The following is a 17,498-nucleotide window of genomic DNA, read 5'->3' on the forward strand; positions in this document are numbered from 1 at the left end:
ACAAGGCAAAAATTCGCCTCTGATGCCTCTCAGCATCGGTGTGCGCGAACCTGCGCCGGACCGGTCGATTCCACGCCGCGCGTTCCTTGTGGCGCGGCGTTTTCCCTGAGCGTGCAATTCATCGTTTTATGCGTGTAACTGTGGGTCGCGGTGCGGCCGGATGTGCCCGGCAGGCCTTCGGCGAAAACGAGCGCGATGTTGGCGCACAGCAGCATGAGCAGCACCCAGGCGCACAGCAGCTGCAACCAGCCCAGCCACCAGCGCCGCGGCGGTGCCTCGCGTTCGGATTCATAGGGAATGTGGACCAGTGCGTTCCATCTCATGGCAGTGCTTTCAGAACCCGGGCGAGCCGGGAAAGACCGACACCGGCGGAGCTTTTGGCCAGCACCCAGTCGCCTGGTTGCAGCAGCCCGCCGAGTGCGGTGGAGAGGTCGGACACATCGACAAACCAATGGGAGCGGACCTTGGTGCGGATGCGCGTGTGAAGCGCCCGCATCAAGGGTCCGCACAGGAGCACGCGGTCAGGTTGCGACGCCAGCAACTCGGCCTCCAGATCGAGGTGATGGCGTTGCGCCGCGGGCCCCAGCTCCTGCATGTCGCCCAGGATGGCCACCCGGCGCGCGGGCTCGCAGGGGGCTTGTGACAGCAACTCCAGCGCCGCCCGCATCGAACTCGGGTTGGCGTCGTAGGTTTCATCGATCAGCTTGAAGCTCCCGCCGCCGATGTGAATGGTGTGCAGCGCACCGCGTCCGCCTGGCGGCTCGAAGTGCGCAAAGGGTTCGACCGCGGCGGCCAGCGGCAGGCGCAGCGCCTGCAGCGCGGCCAGCGCGGCGACGGCGCTGGCGCCCATGTGGCGGCCCGGCGCGTTCAGGCGCAGCTGAAAGGGCTCGCCCGCCACCTCGGCCTGCACCTCGCCGTGGTCGAAGGCGAGCAGGCGCACGTCGGCGTCCTTGTGCTCGCCGTAGGTCACGATCTGCAGCTGGTGCGCCATCGCGGCTTCGGCGAAGGTGGCGAACTCGGGCATGTCGCGGTTGAGCACCACGCGGTCGCCCGCGGCCATGGCCTGGAACATGCGGCAGTCGAGCCGCGCGGCGGCCTCCGACGGGCCGCGGTGCTTCTGCGATGCGGCCGAAATGCCCGTCACCACGATGAGCGACGGCCGCATGAGCTGCGCCGATGCGGGCATGTGCGAGGTGCCCATCTCGAGCACCCAGTAGGCGGCATGGCGCGGCATGCAGGTGAGGTTCCATGCAATGCCCGACGGCAGGCTGATGCTGCCTTCGGGCTGCGCCACCTCGCCCCACACGGTGAGCGCGCCGGCCAGCATGGCGGCCACGGTGCTGCTGCCCGCGCCGCTGCCCAGCACGCCGCACACGCGGCCGGTGAACTCGGTGCGCGCATGGTCGCCCAGCTCGAGCACGGCCTGCAGCACGTTGGCCACCTTCAGCACGGGCACGCGCTTGTCCAGGTGCGGCTTGGGGTCGGTGCACAGCACGGCCGCGGCCGGCTGCAGCACGCCCTTGAGCGTGACTGCCGCCAGCGGCGTCTTCGAGGGCCGGGCCTGGTGTTCGAACACGACGCGGCCCTTGCGCATGAAGGTGCGCTGGGTCACGCCGGTGGCGCGCCAGCCGTCCTCGGGCTTGACCACCCATTCGCCGCCAGTCACGCGGGCCATCTCGCTGGCGGTCCACACGGCGCCGTCGTCGCGCAACCCGCCGCCGCCGCCACTGCCTCCGGGACCGGGGCCGCCGGGCTGGCTGCGCCGGTCCAGCAGGTAGCGGTGGTAGGCCGCGAAGCCCGTCACGTACTGCTCGACGTCGTCGATGCGCACGCGGAACGAGTGGTGCCGCACGAAGAAGGCGCCGACGACCGTGGACGGCCGGCGAAAGTACATCGCCATCTCGGGCCAGAAGAAACCGTTGAGCAGGTAGTGCGCGCGGTAGTCGAGCGCGCGGTAGAACTTCTCGGTGTCCAGCTCGTCGAGCAGGTGCCGCATGGCGGGCATGCTCTCCAGCCGCTGCAGCATCTGCTGCGCCGCCAGCATGAGGCTGAGCAGCGTGGGAAAGGTGGTCTTGCGGTCGAGCACGAAGTCCAGGTAGCCCGCCACGTTCTGCAGCCCGAATCGGAAGTAGCGCTCCTGCGGGCTCCACTGCGTGAGCTCGTTCACGCAACCGCTGAGCCAGTGGTCGTGCGACTGCCAGTGCTGGCTTGCAATGAAATGGTCGAAGGCTTTCTCGACCGCGGCCAGCCAGCGCGGATCGCGCGTGAGGCCGTACAGGCGCATGAGGCCGAAGGCCGCCTCGCCGTCGTAGAAGATGACGCGCGAGGCCTGCTTGAGCGTCAGGTCGGCCGCGTGCAGCACGTGGTCGAAGCGCCCGCTGGTGGGGTCCTGCAGCGCCACGATGCCCAGCGCGAGCTTCTCGAGCAGCGGCAGCCAGTGGCGCGTTTCCATCAGCTCGCAGTAGCGCACGAACATGCGCACGCACGCCGCGTTGCCGCCCAGCTTGATCTCGCCGCCGGTGTCGACGAGGTACGCGACCTCGCGGCCGTCGGGCAGCGTGTAGTCGCGGATCAGCGCATCGCTGAGGTGGTCGATGGCGCGGTCGATGGCCGCGCGCAGCGTGTCGTCGCGCGTGAGCTCCCAAGCCTCGAGCATGGCGTGCACGGTGCCCGCGTGGCGCATCGCGTCGTAGGTCGGAATGCGGCGGTCGAAGCACGGAAAGTAGCCGTACACGAACAGGCCGTCGCTCTGCATCTGGCGCGCCAGGTACGACGAGCCGCTGCGCACCAGCTCGAGCACCGACTGCGGGTTGAGCGCCGGCAGCTGCCGGCGGCCTGCGTCGAGCCCCGTGCCCACGAGCTTGTGCACCACGCCGTCGGGCTGGCAGAACACGCCGACCGTGGCCAGCAGGTACACCGTGCGCTCGGACGACTCTTCCAGCGGCAGCGTGCGCTCGAAGCGGGCCTGCGCATAGACGTCGAAGTTGCGCGCGTTCACCACCGAATGGGCGATGGTCGAATCGCCGCACAGCATGGCGTTGGCGTTGAGTTCCTGCTCGGTGAAGGCGAAGCCGAAATCCTGGTCGAAGGCCAGGCCGAGCCGGAAGTAGTTGCGCTTGACCGCAGTGAGCTGGGTCTTGAACTGTGTCCAGTCCATCGGGCTGGCGCCCTCGACCCAGTCGATGCGCAGCCAGGGCGAGACGATGCCGCGCTCGCGCACCCATCGCTCGACCAGGTCGGCGCCTTCGCGCCAGGCGGTCTCGAAGTCGTCGGCCCGCGCATGCACGACGTGCGCACGCTGCGCGCCGTCGCTCACCGAGAAGAAGAGCGTGAAGGCCGGGTACGGGGCAGGCAACGCCGCGCACACGGACACCAGGCGCTCGTGGCAGGCGTGGAGCTGGTCTGAGAAGGACATCATTCGGCCCCGGTCGAATGCGGGCGAAGGCCGGTCGCGTCCGTCATCTGCTCTCGCTTGAATGACGTGATCGCGGACCGGAAGCCGCCCGTGAAATCATCGCGTGCTCCCGATTCAGCGGTAGCTGAACTCGGCGCGACGATTGAGCTGATGGCCCTCCTCGGTGGTGGCAAGCGATGCGGGCTTTTCAAGGCCCCAGCTGATGGCTTCGATGCGTTCGCCCGGCACGCCCATTTGCGTGAGCATGCGTTGCACGGCCTCGGCGCGGCGCTGGCCGAGCGCGAGGTTGTACTCGCGGCCGCCGCGCAGGTCGGTGTGGCCTTCGATCACGACCCGGCTCGCCGGCCGGTTGCGCATGTAGCCCGCGTGCGCCTCGACGATGCTGCGGTCGCCGGCCCTGACGTCGTATTTGTCGAAGTCGAAGTAGACGATCTTGGCCGGCGTGTTCGGCGGCGGCGGTGGCGGCGCCGGCTCCACCTTGGGCACTTCGCGCACGCTCTTGTTGGAGTAGTAGTAGGTCGCGTCGTCGCGACCGCCCTTGGGAGGCACACCGCAGGCAGCGAGGCTTGCGCCCATTGCCACGAGGGCCAGTATCCGGAAATTCTTGTTCATGACGGTCCTTTCGCGGGACGGGCCGCTGACGGCCCGTCCCTGTCTGCTTGCTATCGAGGTTTCCCTTCCTCCTTCTTCGTGTCCTTGGATCAGCCCAGCAGGCCGTGCAGGATGTTCGTCACGGGTGCCAGGGCACCGCCGGCCGGGCTCTGGTCGAGCAGGCTGGTGATCGGGGTGAGCACGTTGTCGAGCACCGGGGCCACCGTGTGTTCGACCGTGTCCAGCACACCGGTCACGACCGCGGCCACCGGGGCTGCCGGGGTGCCGGCGAGGATGTCGGTCACCGGGGCTGCGGCATGGGTCACGGTGTCGACCACCGTCGAGACCAGCGAGCCGGCAGAACCTGCCGAGCCCGTTGCACCCGTCACGCCGTCGAGGATGCTGGTGACCGGCTCCAGGATGCCGGCGACCGGCTCAGCGCCGCCCGTCAGGCCGCCGAGCAGGCCGCCCACGAGACCGTCGGCACCGAGCAGGCTGCCGACCAGGCCGTCGTCACCAAGGACGCCGCCGAGCAAGCCGCCTTCGCTGCCGCCGAGGACGCCGCCCAGAAGGCCGCCGTCACCGCCGAGGACGCCACCGAGCAGGCCGTCGTCACCCAGCACGCCGTCGAGCAGGCCGCCGGCGCCACCGCCAGTCACGCCGCCGAGGACACCGCCCAGCAGGCCGTCATCACCCAGGATGCCGCCGAGCAGGCCGCCAGCATCGCCGCCGGTCACACCACCGAGGACACCGCCCAGGAGGCCGTCGTCACCCAGCACGCCATCGAGCAGGCCGCCGGCGCCACCGCCGGTCACGCCGCCGAGGACGCCGCCCAAGAGGCCGTCATCACCCAGCACGCCGTCGAGCAGGCCACCAGCGCCACCGCCAGTCACGCCGCCGAGGACACCGCCCAGGAGGCCGTCGTCGCCGAGGATGCCGCCGAGCAAGCCGCCGTCACCGCCGAGAACGCCACCCAGCAGGCCGTCGTCACCCAGCACACCGCCGAGCAGACCACCGTCACCGCCGAGGACACCGCCCAGAAGGCCGTCGTCACCGAGGATGCCGCCGAGCAAGCCGCCGTCGCCGCCGAGTACGCCACCCAGCAGGCCGTCGTCACCCAGCACACCGCCGAGCAGGCCGCCATCGCCGCCGAGGACGCCGCCCAGGAGGCCGTCGTCACCCAGCACGCCACCGAGCAGGCCGCCGTCGCCGCCAAGCAAGCCGCCCAGCAGACCGTCGTCGCCCAGCACGCCGCCAAGCAGGCCACCGTCGCCGCCGAGGACGCCGCCCAAGAGGCCGCCTTCACCCAGCACACCGCCAAGCAGACCGCCTTCACCGCCGAGCAAGCCGCCCAGCAGGCCGTCGTCACCCAGCACGCCGCCGAGCAGACCACCGTCGCCGCCGAGGACGCCACCCAGGAGGCCGCCTTCACCCAGCACGCCGCCGAGCAGACCGCCTTCACCGCCGAGGACGCCGCCCAACAGGCCGCCGTCGCCGCCAAGGACGCCACCCAGCAGGCCATCGCCACCGATCAGGTTGGCCACGCCGTCAGTCACGAAGTCGACCTGCGTGTCGACCGCGTTCAGCAGGCCGTTCGTTGCGCCGGCGCCGAGCAGCTGGTCGACCACCGGGCTGACCAGGCCACCCACGCCGTCCGTCACGTCGTCAACGAGGCTGTCGGCCGGGTCGAGCACGTTCGGGTCGTTCGGCGTGAAGCTGGAACCAAGCACCGGGGCCAGCAGGCCGTCGACCGTGTCGGTCAGGCTGTCGGTCAGTTGTGAGACCGGCGCCAGCACGTCGCCCAGGCCGAGGTCGCCGAGCACGCCGTTGTTCAGGCCGTTGACCAGGCCGGCCACCACGCTGTCGGCCGGGTCGAGCAGGGCTGCGCCGGTGCCAGGGGTGCCGCCACCGCCGATGCCGCCGAGCACGCCGCCCAGCAGACCGCCGATGAGGCCTTCTTCACCGAGCAGGCCGCCCACGGGGCCGTCATTGCCCAGGAGACCACCGACGATGCCGTCCGGTCCGAGCAGGCCGCCGGCGCCGTCGCCGCCGAGCAGGCCACCCAGCGGGCCGTTGTCGCCCAGCAGGCCGCCGAGCAGGCCGTCGTCACCGAGCAGGCCACCGATGGGGCCGGTGCCGCCGAGCAGACCGCCGACCAGGCCGTTGTCGCCGAGCACGCCGCCCAGCACGCCGTCCTCGCCGAGCAGGCCGCCGATGGGGCCGGCATCGCCGAGCAGGCCACCGAGCAGGCCGTCGTCACCCAGCAGGCCGCCCACCGGGCCGTCGCTGCCGAGCACACCGCCCAGCAGGCCGTCGTCGCTCAGCAGGCCGCCGACGAGGCCGTCGTTGCCGAGCAGGCCGCCGATGGGGCCGCCTTCGCCGATGACACCACCGAGCAGGCCGCCCAGCAGGCCGTCGTCGCCGCCGAGCAGACCGCCCAGCGGGCTGTCGGCGAGCAGGCCGGAGATCGCGCCATCCTGGCCGAGCAGGTTGTCGATGAGGCCGCCCTGGCCGAGCAGTTCGCCGGTGAGGCCTTCCGAACCGGCCAGGCCGGCCAGCACGCCGTCGCCGCCGAGCAGGCCGCCCACGAGGCCGTCGTCACCCAGCAGGCCGCCCAGGGCGCTGTCGTCGCCGAGCAGGCCGCCCAGCAGGCCGTCCGCGCCGAGCAGGCCGCCGGTGAGGTTGCCGAGGGCGCCGTCGCCGAGCAGCCCGCCGACCAGGCCGTCGTCGCCGAGCACGGTGTCCAGCAGGCCGCCGACGGCGCTGCCTTCACCGATGAGGCCGCCCACGAGGCCATCGGGTGCCAGCAGGCCACCGACCAGGCCGTCTTCGGCCAGCAGGCCTTGCACGAGGCTGCCTTCGCCGATCACGTTCTGCAGCAGGCCGCCGAGTGCACCGTCGTCGCCCAGCAGTTGGTCGGTCACGCCGCCCAGGCCGAGGGCGTCGGTCAGGCCGCTGACGATGCCGTTGTCACCGATGAGGTTCTCGAGCCCGTTGTTGAGCGCATCGGTCACGTAGTCGACCTGGTGGAGCAGGCCGCCGGTGATGGCACCGGCCGCGCCGGCACCCAGCAACGGATCGAGGATCGGGCTGAGCGTGCCGCCCAATGGATTGGTGATGCTGCCCACGAGGTTGTCCACCGGGTCGAGCTGGTTCGGGTTATTGGCCTGGAACTCTTCGCCGAGCAGCGGCGCCAGCACGTCGTCGACGACGTCGGTCAGGTTGTCCACCACATCGGTCACCGGGGTCAGCGCGCCGCCGAGGCCGAGCGCGTCGTCCACGCCGTCGAGCACGCCACCCACGATGCCGTCGGCGGGGTCGAGCAGGTGGTCGGCGTCTGCGTCGGAATCCGAGTCGGAGTCACTGTCCGAATCGGAGTCGGAGTCGGAATCCGAATCGCTGTCGGAGTCGCTGTCCGAGTCGGAGTCTGAATCGCTGTCCGAATCGGAGTCACTGTCGGAGTCGGAGTCGGAGTCGGAGTCGGAGTCGGAGTCGGAGTCGGAGTCGGAGTCGGAGTCGCTGTCCGAGTCCGAGTCACTGTCGGAGTCCGAATCAGAGTCCGAATCGCTGTCGGAGTCCGAATCGCTGTCGGAGTCGGAGTCACTGTCCGAGTCCGAGTCACTGTCCGAATCGGAGTCAGAGTCCGAATCGCTGTCGGAGTCCGAATCGCTGTCGGAGTCCGAATCCGAATCCGAATCGCTGTCCGAATCGGCATCCGAATCCGAGTCGCTGTCCGAGTCCGAGTCCGAATCGGAGTCAGAGTCGCTGTCCGAATCCGAATCCGAATCCGAGTCCGAATCAGCGTCCGCATCGGAGTCACCGCCCGGGCCGCCCACGAACAGCGGGAAGCCGGTGGTGCCACCGTCGCCGCCGCCACCGCTGAGTGCGGCGCCCAGCGCCACGGCGCCCAGGGCGCCCAGCGCGAATTCACCGAGGCCGATGCCGCTGCCGGCCGCGGTCTTCTTGGTCACGGCCAGCGCAGCCGCATCGGCGTCGCTGTCCGGCGGGGTCACTTGCAGGTCGCCCGAGGCGACGTCCACATTCACTTGTTCGAGGCCACCGGGCAGCTTGGTCGAGCCGATGGTTGCATCGGTGCCGCCGGTGAAGACGCCGGCCAGCGGCGCCTTGTTGGAAGCCGATCCGGGGAACAGCACGTTGGCCTGGCCGCCGTCCGGCACGATCACGCGGTCGCCGGCCATCAGGGTCTGATTGCCGTCCACCGGAATGCGGACACCCTCGCGCATCACTGCAACGCCGGGCGTAGCATTGGACAATGTGCCCACGCTGGAAGACGCCACGGCCGCAGGCGCGGCGGAGGCGCCGGCGCTCATGCCCGGCGTGCCTAGCGGCGTGACGGTGGCTTGGGCAAGAAGCACGGGCGCAGCGCCATTGGCGGAGAGCCCTTCGGTCGAAACGGTCGATGCTTGTGGAGCGGTCATGGCAGCCTCTGTGACAAAAGATGCATCTACAGGGGCAACTTGCGTGCCGCTTTTCTGCCGCTGTGCCAATGCCGCGCCGTCCGCGCTTCAAGTGATTGATTTACATGGGTATTTTTCTGAAAACCGCCGCGCGCACCGACATCCGAAACAGGCCGTAAGGAGGTCATTTCGCGATTCGTTACGTTACGGTGTAACCCTTCGTACCCGGAACGCCGGACGTGTCCCGCGCACTTTCAACAGCCCCGGCGCTGCCCGTTTTTCTCTTCTCTTCTTCTCTCTTCTATATATGTTCAATCCCTCCCAGGAAGACGTGCGCCGCTTCTTCTGCGACGTGTACGCCAAGCACCGGCAGGGCCTGCCGATGGAACCGCTGGAGACCATCGCGGCCGGCTGGATCGACGAGCACCCCGAGTACCACGAGGACCTGCTCGACGCCGACGCGGCCGTGGCGCGGGTCTATGACGGATCGAACGGCCGCGAGAACCCGTTCCTGCATCTGTCGATGCACCTGTCGATCAGCGAGCAGTGCTCCATCGACCAGCCGCGCGGCATTCGCCAGGCCGTCGAGCTGCTGGCCGCGCGCCGCGGCTCGCTGCTGCATGCGCACCACGAGGCGATGGATTGCCTGGGCCAGATGATGTGGGAGAGCCAGCGCGCGGGACGCCCGCCGGACGGCGATGGCTATGTGGCGTGCGTGCAGCGCCGCGCCACGAAGGACTGACGAACCGTCAGCCGGTCGCGCGCGGCGTTCCTTTGCGCGCCGGCAACGCGCCCTGCGCCTTCGCAGCCTCGCGCAGCAGTCCTGCCATCGCGGCACGCAGCGGCGACGGCTCGGCCTCGCTGCGCTGCAGGAGGCCGACCGGCTCCTCGGTGCCGGTGGTGTCGATCGGCAGGCGCACCAGGCGGCCGTCGGCCAGCTCGCTGCGGGCAGCGCCCAGCGGCGTGATCCACACCGCGTCCGACACCGCCACCAGCGCGCGCGCCACCGCCACGTCGAGCGTCTGCAGGGCATTGGGCGGCAGCGCCAGGCCGCGTGCCGACAAAAAGCTCTCGGTGTTGTGGCGCGGGATCGTGCCCTCGCCGTACACGACCAGCGGATAGTCGAGCACCGCCTGCACCGGCGCCGGCTTGCGCGCGAGCGGATGGCCGGCGCGCACGGCGAACACCAGCGGCTCGGTGTGCAGCAGCTCGAAGCTCAGGCCGCCCATGAGGCGCGGATCGCTCATGCGGCCGACCACGAGGTCGAGCTCGCCGGCGCGCAGCTCGTCGAGCAGCACGGCGTTGGCCGCGCTCTTCACCAATATCTGCACCGCCGGCCAGCCCTCGCGCAGCCGCGCCAGCGCCACCGGCAACAGCGCCGGCGCCACGCTGGGCAAGGCGCCGATGCGCAGGCGCTCGATGCGCCCGCCCGCCGCCGGCGCCACGGCCTGGGCGCTGGCATCCATCGCTTCGAGCACGCGCAGGGCGTGGGCCAGCAGCTGTTCGCCGGCCGGCGTGAGGCCCTGCACGCCGCGGCGCCCGGCCTGGCTGCGTTCCACCAGGCGGGTGCCGACCACGGCCTCGAGCTCCGACAGCGTCTTGGACACCGCCGGCTGGCTCAGCGCCAGCCGCTCGGCCGCGCGCGCCAGATGGCGCTCCTGCGCGACCGCGACGAAGGCGCGCAGGTGCCGCAGCTGCACGTTGCGAACGAAATCCTGGCGAAGCTCGGCGGGAGACTTTTTCAATGCCTTCTGGTTATTGAAACTGGAACAATCTTCAATTTACATCATTGATCGCGACTTCTACAGTGCGGGCTTCGGATTCGTCCCACGACAGGAGACAACGTACATGACCAAGACGAGCGGCGTTCAGCCCACCCTCACCCCGCGCGACTGGGCGGCCCACCCCAGCTACATCTACCCCGGCTACAAGTCGACCGGCAAGCGCGGCCCGCAGAAGCCGCTCATTCCGCTGAAGGCCTCGCTCGGCGAGCTGCAGCAGCCGGTGTACGGCCACGACAGCATCGGCGCGTTCGACCACGACCTCACGCGCAACGCACGCGTCAACGGCGAGCCGCTGGGCGAACGCATGATCCTCACGGGCCAGGTGCTCGACGAGCGCCGCCGCCCGGTGGCCAACACGCTGGTCGAGCTCTGGCAGGCCAACGCCTCGGGCCGCTACGTGCACAAGGTCGACCAGCACGACGCCCCGCTGGACCCCAACTTCCTGGGCGCGGGCCGCTGCCTGACCGACAGCGAAGGCCGCTACCGCTTCCTCACCATCAAGCCCGGCGCCTACCCCTGGGGCAACCACCCGAACGCCTGGCGCCCGCAGCACATCCACCTGTCGCTGTTCGGCCAGAGCTTCGCCAGCCGCCTCGTGACGCAGATGTACTTCCCTGGCGACCCGCTGCTGCAGTACGACCCGATGGTCACCGGCACGCCCGAGCGCTACCGCAACCGCCTCATTGCCGACTTCAGCCTCGACATCACCGAGGAAGGCTACGCCCTGGGCTACCAGTTCGACATGGTGCTGCGCGGCGCCGATGAAACGCCGTTCGAGAACCGCTGAAAGGAATTCCCCATGCCATTGATGACCGCACAGGAAGCCGACTTCGGCCAGACCCCCTCGCAGACCGTGGGCCCCTACTTCGCCTATGGCCTCACCGCCACGCAGTACGGCTACAACTTCAACCAGCCCTTCGACGCCGTGCTGGCACTGGACACCGCCAGCGGCCAGCGCATCCGCCTCGAAGGCCGCGTGATCGACGGCGACGGCAACCCGATCAACGACGCGCTGGTCGAGATCAGCCAGCCCGACGGTGAAGGCCGCTACCCGCAGACGCCCGACGAGGCGCGCGCCCTGGGCTTTCGCGCCTTCGGCCGTGTGGGCACGGGCACCGACGCGCAGAACCGCTTCGTGTTCCACACCGTCAAGCCCGGCGCCGAGACGCCCGGCGAAGCCCCGCACATCAACGTGATCGTGCTGATGCGCGGCCTGCTGCTGCACGCCTTCACCCGCGTGTACTTCAGCGACGAGGCCGAGGCCAACGCGAAGGACGCCGTGCTGCAGAGCGTGCCGGCCGAGCGCCGCCACACGCTAGTCGCCGAGCGCGTGGAACAAGGCGGCGCCGTGACGTACCGCTTCGACATCCGCATGCAGGGCGCCGACGAAACGGCCTTCTTCGACGTCTGACCCCCGGGAAAATCCGGACGAAAAAAAGCCCGCTGATGCGGGCTTTTTCTTTGGGGCAACGGGTCAGTGCCCGTCTGGCTCCCTCTTTTTACTGAGGCGCGTGATGCAGGCGCGACTCCGGCACGATCTTCAGTTCGCCAGGCAGCGAGCTGATGTAGGTGGCCAGGGTCTTCAGCTCGGCGTTGGTGAACTTCTTGGGTTCGACCTGTGCGGCCATCACGGCGTTCGAGCGGCCCAAGTGGGGGTTGTTCTTCACGCGGTACGACTTCAGTGCCACGAACAGGTAGTCGGCGTGCTGGCCGGCCAGCTTGGGCACGGTGCCGTCGTTCGGCGTGTTGAAGTTGGCGCCGTGGCACTTGGTGCAGCTGTTGTCCTTGTCGCGCGCGATGAGCGCCTGGACGTTCTCGGACGCGGCCTTGGCCGGTGTGGCCGCAGGCGCGTCGCCTTCCTTCACGCCCAGCTGGCTGTAGTAGGCCGCGAGGTCGGCGATGTCCTGTTCGGTGAGGCTGTCGGCGATGGCGCGCATCGTCGGGTGCTTGCGGTCACCGCCCTTGTACGCGGTGAGCGCGGACGAGATGTAGGTGGCGCTCTGGCCCGCGATCATCGGGACCTTGTGGATCTCGGGGAAGCTCGCCTGGTAGCCGATGATGCCGTGGCAGCCCACGCACATCTGGACCTTCTTGGCGCCGTCCTGGGCCTTGCCAGTGACTTGCTGGGCTTGTGCCGAGAGCGTCACGCAAGCGACAGCAAGGGCAAACATCGTGGTCAACAACTTGTTCATTTTGCGCGCACAATCTCGTGGAGATACAGTTTTTCGAATCAACATTCGATTATATGCAAGGGTCCCACGGGAACCTCGCGCGAGCTGCACAAGAGGCTGCGCAATGCAGTTCGAGTGTGTTCTTTTCTCCACCCTGCCTCCGCTCCACTCATGAAATTCAAGGGCTCAGACAACTACGTCGCCACTCAGGACCTGATGCTGGCGGTCAATGCGGCCATCACACTCCAGCGCCCCCTGCTCGTCAAGGGCGAGCCCGGCACCGGCAAGACCATGCTGGCCGAGGAAGTGGCGCAAGCGCTCGACATGCCGCTGCTGCAGTGGCACATCAAGTCGACCACCAAGGCGCAACAGGGCCTGTATGAATACGACGCCGTGAGCCGCCTGCGCGACTCGCAACTCGCCGACGTGGACGGCGGCCAGCGCGTCAAGGACATCCAGAACTACATCATCAAGGGCGTGCTGTGGCAGGCCTTCACGGCCGACCAGCCGGTCGCGCTGCTGATCGACGAGATCGACAAGGCCGACATCGAATTCCCGAACGACCTGCTGCGCGAAATCGACCGCATGGAGTTCTACTGCTACGAGACGCGCGAACTCATCCGCGCCAAGCACCGTCCGCTGGTGTTCATCACCTCGAACAACGAGAAGGAACTGCCCGACGCCTTCCTGCGCCGCTGCTTCTTCCACTACATCAAGTTCCCCGATGCCGAGACGATGAAGCACATCGTCGCCGTGCACTTCCCGAACCTGAAGCAGGAGTTGCTCACCTCGGCGATGAAGACCTTCTACGACGTGCGCAACCTGCCCGGCCTGAAGAAGAAGCCCTCGACCTCCGAGCTGCTCGACTGGCTCAAGCTGCTGGTGGCCGAAGACATTCCGCTCGAAGCCCTGCAGAGCAAGGACGACAAAGTCGCCGTGCCGCCGCTGGTGGGCGCGCTGCTCAAGAACGAACAGGACGTGACCCTGTTCGAGAAGCTCGTCTTCATGCAACGCAACAACCGCTAGGCCATGAGCCGGCAACCGCATTCCACCAAGCAGCTGATGAAGCTGGGCATCGCCCAGGCGGTGCTGTTCGTGGTGGGCGCGCTGATCGGGCGCGGGATCGGGCTCTTGCTCGGCCTCGACGCCTTCGGCACCGACAGCAAGTACGGCACGCGCGAGATCGTCGGCATTGCGCTGATCGGCCTGGGCGGCGGCGCCGGTGCGCAGGCCGCGCGTGCGTGGTACGTGCACAAGTACGGCGACCCGCGCGCCTGAGCCCCAGATCCACCGAGACCCGCACGGAGACACGGAGAGTTTGCACATGGCGTTCGTCGAACCCGTCACGCTGAAGGCCCGCGGCCTCGCGCTGGTGCCGCTGGCACTCACCCACGAAGACGGCCTGCGCGCCGCGGCCGCCGACGGCGAGCTGTGGAAGCTGCGCGTCACCTCCGTGCCCGAACCGCAGGACACGCGCGCCTACATCGAGACCGCCCTGAAGACGGCCGACCGCTTCGCCTTCGCCGTGACCGACGAAGCCAGCGGCACCGTGCTGGGCAGCACGAGCTTTCACGACATCCTTCCGGGCGTGAAGCGCGTCGAGATCGGCTACACTTGGTACGCCGAGCGCTGCCAGCGCACCCACGTCAACACCACCTGCAAGCTGCTGATGCTCACGCACGCGTTCGACACGCTGGGCTGCAACGTGGTGGGCTGGCGCACCGACAACTTCAACTTCGCCTCGCAGCGCGCCATCGAGCGCCTGGGCGCCAAGAAAGACGGCGTGATCCGCGGCCACGTGATGCGCCGCGACGGCACCATCCGCGACACCGTCATGTACAGCCTGCGCGCGGGCGAATGGCCCGAGGTGAAGGCCCAGCTGCAGTACCTGCTCGACAAGCCGCGCGGCTGAACGAAACACAAGGAGCGCTCCATGCTCATCGACTTCTTCTACACCCTGCGTTCGGCCAAGCTGCCGGTGTCGGTCAAGGAATACCTCACGCTGCTCGAGGCGCTCAAGTCCGACGTGGTGGGCCCGAACTCCGACGGCGCCTACGGCATCGACGACTTCTACTACCTCTCGCGCACCGCGCTCGTGAAGGACGAGAAGCACTACGACAAGTTCGACCGTGCCTTCGCCGCCTACTTCAAGGGCGTCGAAATGCTCACCGACTTCACCAAGGAAGTGCCGCTCGACTGGCTCAAGAAGACGCTGGAGCGCGAGTTCACCGCCGAAGAAAAAGCCAAGATCGAGAAGATGGGCTGGGACGAGCTCATGGAGACGCTCAAGAAGCGCTTCGAAGAGCAGAAAGAGCGCCACGAAGGCGGCAGCAAGTGGATCGGCACCGGCGGCACCTCGCCCTTCGGCAATGGCGGCTACAACCCGCAGGGCATCCGCATCGGCGGCGCCGGCAAGAACCGCAGTGCCGTGAAGGTGTGGGACCAGCGCGCCTACAAGGACTACGACGACACGCAGGAGCTGGGCACGCGCAACATCAAGGTCGCGCTGCGCCGGTTGCGCAAGTTCGCGCGCGAAGGCCACGAGGAAGAGCTCGACCTGGACAACACCATCCACTCGACCGCGGCCAACGCCGGCTACCTCGACATCAAGATGCGGCCCGAGCGCCACAACAACGTCAAGGTGCTGCTGCTGATGGACGTGGGCGGCACGATGGACGAGCACATCCAGCGCGTCGAAGAACTGTTCTCGGCCGTGAAGACCGAGTTCAAGCACCTGGAGTTCTACTACTTCCACAACTGCGTCTACGACTTCATGTGGAAGAACAACAAGCGCCGCTTCTCCGAGAAGTTCGCGACCTGGGACATCCTGCGCAAGTACAACAAAGACTACAAACTCATCTTCGTGGGCGACGCCACGATGAGTCCTTACGAAATCTTGCAACCTGGCGGCAGCGTCGAATACAACAACGAAGAGGCCGGCGCCGAGTGGATCCAGCGCCTCACGCACACCTTCCCCAAGTTCGCCTGGATCAACCCCGAGCCCCAGGGCGTGTGGCAGTACCGCCAGAGCATCGCGGTGATGCAGCAGCTCATGTCCAACCGCATGTACCCGCTCACGCTGCGCGGCCTCGAAGAGGCGATGCGCATGCTGTCCAAGTAACCCGCGGCCCCGCACAAGTGGGGGGCACCGCCCGCACGGGTGCTGTCAGAATGCCGCCATGGTCAGGGTGGCATCCGTTCTTTCGCCGGCGTTGTGGCCGGCTTTGCTTTTTTCCGGCGTCCTGCTTTTGCAAGGCTGCAGCCTGCTGCCTAAAAAAGAGGCGGCGGACACGGGTGCGTCCACCGTCGGCGTGGTGCGCAGCGGCGACAGCAACGGCGACACCGCCAAGGACGACGACAAGGCCAAGGCCGACGGCCGGCGCCGCGCCTTCACGGTCGACGTGCGCGGCCCCGAGACCGAGCGCGACTACCTGGCGCGTCACCTCGAAATCCAGCGCTACCGCGAGCTCGACGACCTGGGCGTGACCGAGGTCTCGCGCCTCATGGTCGCGGCCGAGGCCAATGCGCGCGAGCTGCTGGGCACGCTGGGCTACTTCACGCCCACGCTCACGCTCGAACTCAACGAAACACCCGACAGCACCGAGGCCCCGCGCGAGGTCGTCATCACCGTGGCACCCGGCGAGCGCACGAAAGTGTCGACCGTGCAGATCCGCTACGCCGGCCAGATCGCCGACGACCCCAGCGCCGAAGCGCAGCGCGACGCCATCCGCACCGGCTGGGCGCTGCGCGCCGGCGAGCCCTTCACGCAAGGCGCGTGGGACGACGCCAAGACCACCGCGCTGCGCAGCCTCACGGCCAAGCGCTTTCCCACCGGCAGCGTGGAGATCAGCCGCGCCGAGATCGACGCCGACCGCCACGAGGCCCGCCTCGGCGTGACCTACCAGTCGGGCCCCGCCTACAAGTTCGGACCGCTGGTGCTGCGCGGCGTGGAGCGCTACGACGCCGACGCCGCGCGCCGCATCGCGCGCCTGCCCACTGGCACCGACTACGACCAGCAGAAGCTGCTCGACGCCCAGCAGCGTCTGGCCAGCAGCGGTTATTACGACTCGGTGTTCCTCACGCTCGACACCGACAGCCACACGCCGCTGGCCGCGCCCGTGATCGCGCAGCTGCGCGAGGCGCCGCTGCAAAAGGTGGTGATGGGCGTGGGCTTCACCACCGACAACGGCCCGCGCCTGTCGATCGACCACACCCACAACCGCATGCCGCTGCTCGGCTGGCGCGCGGTGTCGCGGCTCTCGCTGGACAACGACATCCAGTCGCTGGGCACCGAGTGGAACGCCGTGCCCAACGACCGCGGCTGGCGCTGGTTTGCCGGTGGCGAACTCAAGAGCGAGCAGTCGGGCAGCTACGTGGTCGACAGCGGCCGGCTGCGCGGCGGGCAAAGCAAGTCGAGCGACCACATCGACCGCAGCCTCTTCCTGCAGTACGACTACGCCCACAACCGCGGCACCGACGCGCCGCCCTCGGCCTCGGCCGTCACCGCCAACTGGGGCTGGACCGGGCGCTACTTCGACGACAACTCGGCGCCCTCGCGCGGCTACGGCCTGGCGCTCGAAATGGCCGCGGGCTACACGCTCACCGGCCAGCAACTGCCCTTCACACGCACCTATGCGCGCTTTCTCGGCGTGCTGCCGCTGGGTGCGGCCGAGGACAAGAACGCCCGCGCGCGCCGCAGCCGGCTGCAGATGCGCCTGGAGGCCGGTGCCGTCGCGGCCAAGGACAGCGCGCAGATCCCGTCCACGCTGATGTTCCTCACAGGCGGCGACACCACCGTGCGCGGCTACAGCTACAAGCAGATCGGCACCGTGCGCGCCGACGGCAAGACCGTGGCGGGCCGCTACCTCGGCGTGGCCAGCCTCGAATGGCAGCGCCCCTTCGTCTACAAGGACAAGCTCACCGAATGGGAGAGCGTGGTGTTCGTGGATGCCGGCGCCGTGGCCGACAAGCCCGGCGAGCTCAAGCCCAAGGTGGGCGTGGGCGTCGGCGCGCGCTGGCGCAGCCCGGTCGGCCCGGTGCAGGCCGACCTGGCCTACGGCGTCGACTCGAAGAAATTTCGCCTGCACTTCCGCCTCGGCTTCACCTTCTGACCCGCTTC

At 68.6% G+C, this 17,498-nt stretch carries 14 protein-coding genes; 8 read left to right on the forward strand and 6 right to left on the reverse strand.

Features of this window, described 5'->3' with window-relative positions; all coding sequences use genetic code 11:
- Positions 1 to 29 precede the first annotated feature (29 nt).
- The 4 genes from AC07OH_RS23240 to AC07OH_RS23255 all read right to left on the reverse strand — a co-directional run bounded on the left by AC07OH_RS23240 (position 30) and on the right by AC07OH_RS23255 (position 8,445).
- Complete coding sequence (locus AC07OH_RS23240) at positions 30 to 323, reverse strand: hypothetical protein (RefSeq protein WP_489061614.1); 294 nt, start codon at positions 321 to 323, stop codon at positions 30 to 32.
- The gene (locus AC07OH_RS23245) at positions 320 to 3,418 is read right to left on the reverse strand and encodes a glutamate ligase domain-containing protein (RefSeq protein ID WP_495302282.1); all 3,099 of its coding nucleotides are present in this window, start codon (positions 3,416 to 3,418) and stop codon (positions 320 to 322) included. The genes AC07OH_RS23240 and AC07OH_RS23245 overlap by 4 nt, the downstream gene beginning before the upstream one ends.
- A 111-nt stretch (positions 3,419 to 3,529) precedes the next feature.
- Entirely contained in the window at positions 3,530 to 4,027 is a 498-nt protein-coding gene (locus AC07OH_RS23250; protein ID WP_495302283.1) for an OmpA family protein, read from the reverse strand.
- Positions 4,028 to 4,116: 89 nt separating this feature from the next.
- Entirely contained in the window at positions 4,117 to 8,445 is a 4,329-nt protein-coding gene (locus AC07OH_RS23255) for a hypothetical protein (RefSeq protein ID WP_495302284.1), read from the reverse strand.
- A 286-nt stretch (positions 8,446 to 8,731) separates the two neighbouring features.
- Here AC07OH_RS23255 and AC07OH_RS23260 point away from each other — a divergent pair, with 286 nt between their 5' ends.
- A complete protein-coding gene (locus AC07OH_RS23260; protein WP_070062687.1) occupies positions 8,732 to 9,166 on the forward strand; it encodes a DUF1841 family protein in 435 nt (144 codons plus the stop codon).
- 7 nt (positions 9,167 to 9,173) lie between these two features.
- On the opposite strand, the gene AC07OH_RS23265 is transcribed toward AC07OH_RS23260, so the two are convergent.
- The gene (locus tag AC07OH_RS23265) at positions 9,174 to 10,169 is read right to left on the reverse strand and encodes a LysR substrate-binding domain-containing protein (protein WP_495302285.1); all 996 of its coding nucleotides are present in this window, start codon (positions 10,167 to 10,169) and stop codon (positions 9,174 to 9,176) included.
- Between the two features lie 103 nt (positions 10,170 to 10,272).
- Here AC07OH_RS23265 and pcaH point away from each other — a divergent pair, with 103 nt between their 5' ends.
- Both pcaH and pcaG read left to right on the forward strand, forming a co-directional pair.
- Positions 10,273 to 10,995, forward strand: coding sequence for a protocatechuate 3,4-dioxygenase subunit beta (pcaH, locus tag AC07OH_RS23270; RefSeq protein WP_495302286.1), 723 nt, complete (start codon positions 10,273 to 10,275; stop codon positions 10,993 to 10,995).
- 12 nt (positions 10,996 to 11,007) lie between these two features.
- A complete protein-coding gene (gene pcaG / locus AC07OH_RS23275) occupies positions 11,008 to 11,619 on the forward strand; it encodes a protocatechuate 3,4-dioxygenase subunit alpha (RefSeq protein ID WP_495275101.1) in 612 nt (203 codons plus the stop codon).
- Between the two features lie 88 nt (positions 11,620 to 11,707).
- Here the strand turns inward: pcaG and AC07OH_RS23280 are convergent, their stop codons facing one another.
- The gene (locus AC07OH_RS23280; protein ID WP_489061626.1) at positions 11,708 to 12,400 is read right to left on the reverse strand and encodes a c-type cytochrome; all 693 of its coding nucleotides are present in this window, start codon (positions 12,398 to 12,400) and stop codon (positions 11,708 to 11,710) included.
- A 150-nt stretch (positions 12,401 to 12,550) separates the two neighbouring features.
- On the opposite strand from AC07OH_RS23280, the gene AC07OH_RS23285 reads away from it, so the two are divergent.
- The 5 genes from AC07OH_RS23285 to AC07OH_RS23305 are packed head-to-tail and all read left to right on the forward strand — an operon-like array spanning position 12,551 to position 17,490.
- Positions 12,551 to 13,405 carry an AAA family ATPase gene (locus tag AC07OH_RS23285; protein ID WP_056577821.1) on the forward strand — a complete coding sequence of 285 codons (855 nt, stop codon included), beginning with the start codon at positions 12,551 to 12,553 and terminating at the stop codon, positions 13,403 to 13,405.
- Between the two features lie 3 nt (positions 13,406 to 13,408).
- The gene (locus tag AC07OH_RS23290) at positions 13,409 to 13,657 is read left to right on the forward strand and encodes a hypothetical protein (RefSeq protein ID WP_095948065.1); all 249 of its coding nucleotides are present in this window, start codon (positions 13,409 to 13,411) and stop codon (positions 13,655 to 13,657) included.
- Between the two features lie 46 nt (positions 13,658 to 13,703).
- Complete coding sequence (locus AC07OH_RS23295; protein ID WP_369645173.1) at positions 13,704 to 14,291, forward strand: GNAT family N-acetyltransferase; 588 nt, start codon at positions 13,704 to 13,706, stop codon at positions 14,289 to 14,291.
- Between the two features lie 21 nt (positions 14,292 to 14,312).
- On the forward strand, positions 14,313 to 15,500 hold the full coding sequence (locus tag AC07OH_RS23300) for a vWA domain-containing protein (RefSeq protein WP_062482585.1): 1,188 nt from the start codon (positions 14,313 to 14,315) through the stop codon (positions 15,498 to 15,500).
- Between the two features lie 58 nt (positions 15,501 to 15,558).
- Positions 15,559 to 17,490, forward strand: coding sequence for an autotransporter assembly complex protein TamA (locus tag AC07OH_RS23305; protein WP_495302287.1), 1,932 nt, complete (start codon positions 15,559 to 15,561; stop codon positions 17,488 to 17,490).
- Positions 17,491 to 17,498: the final 8 nt, after the last annotated feature.

The sequence above is a fragment of the Variovorax sp. GW821-FHT10C12 genome, from assembly GCF_059415405.1.

Bases quoted from the DNA above. Each gene is read 5' to 3' on its own strand.
- AC07OH_RS23240 (WP_489061614.1), bottom strand. From the start codon at position 323: ATGAGATGGAACGCACTGGTCCACATTCCCTATGAATCCGAACGCGAG.
- AC07OH_RS23245 (WP_495302282.1), bottom strand. From the start codon at position 3,418: ATGATGTCCTTCTCAGACCAGCTCCACGCCTGCCACGAGCGCCTGGTG.
- AC07OH_RS23250 (WP_495302283.1), bottom strand. From the start codon at position 4,027: ATGAACAAGAATTTCCGGATACTGGCCCTCGTGGCAATGGGCGCAAGC.
- AC07OH_RS23255 (WP_495302284.1), bottom strand. From the start codon at position 8,445: ATGACCGCTCCACAAGCATCGACCGTTTCGACCGAAGGGCTCTCCGCC.
- AC07OH_RS23260 (WP_070062687.1), top strand. From the start codon at position 8,732: ATGTTCAATCCCTCCCAGGAAGACGTGCGCCGCTTCTTCTGCGACGTG.
- pcaH (WP_495302286.1), top strand. From the start codon at position 10,273: ATGACCAAGACGAGCGGCGTTCAGCCCACCCTCACCCCGCGCGACTGG.
- pcaG (WP_495275101.1), top strand. From the start codon at position 11,008: ATGCCATTGATGACCGCACAGGAAGCCGACTTCGGCCAGACCCCCTCG.
- AC07OH_RS23280 (WP_489061626.1), bottom strand. From the start codon at position 12,400: ATGAACAAGTTGTTGACCACGATGTTTGCCCTTGCTGTCGCTTGCGTG.
- AC07OH_RS23285 (WP_056577821.1), top strand. From the start codon at position 12,551: ATGAAATTCAAGGGCTCAGACAACTACGTCGCCACTCAGGACCTGATG.
- AC07OH_RS23290 (WP_095948065.1), top strand. From the start codon at position 13,409: ATGAGCCGGCAACCGCATTCCACCAAGCAGCTGATGAAGCTGGGCATC.
- AC07OH_RS23295 (WP_369645173.1), top strand. From the start codon at position 13,704: ATGGCGTTCGTCGAACCCGTCACGCTGAAGGCCCGCGGCCTCGCGCTG.
- AC07OH_RS23300 (WP_062482585.1), top strand. From the start codon at position 14,313: ATGCTCATCGACTTCTTCTACACCCTGCGTTCGGCCAAGCTGCCGGTG.
- AC07OH_RS23305 (WP_495302287.1), top strand. From the start codon at position 15,559: ATGGTCAGGGTGGCATCCGTTCTTTCGCCGGCGTTGTGGCCGGCTTTG.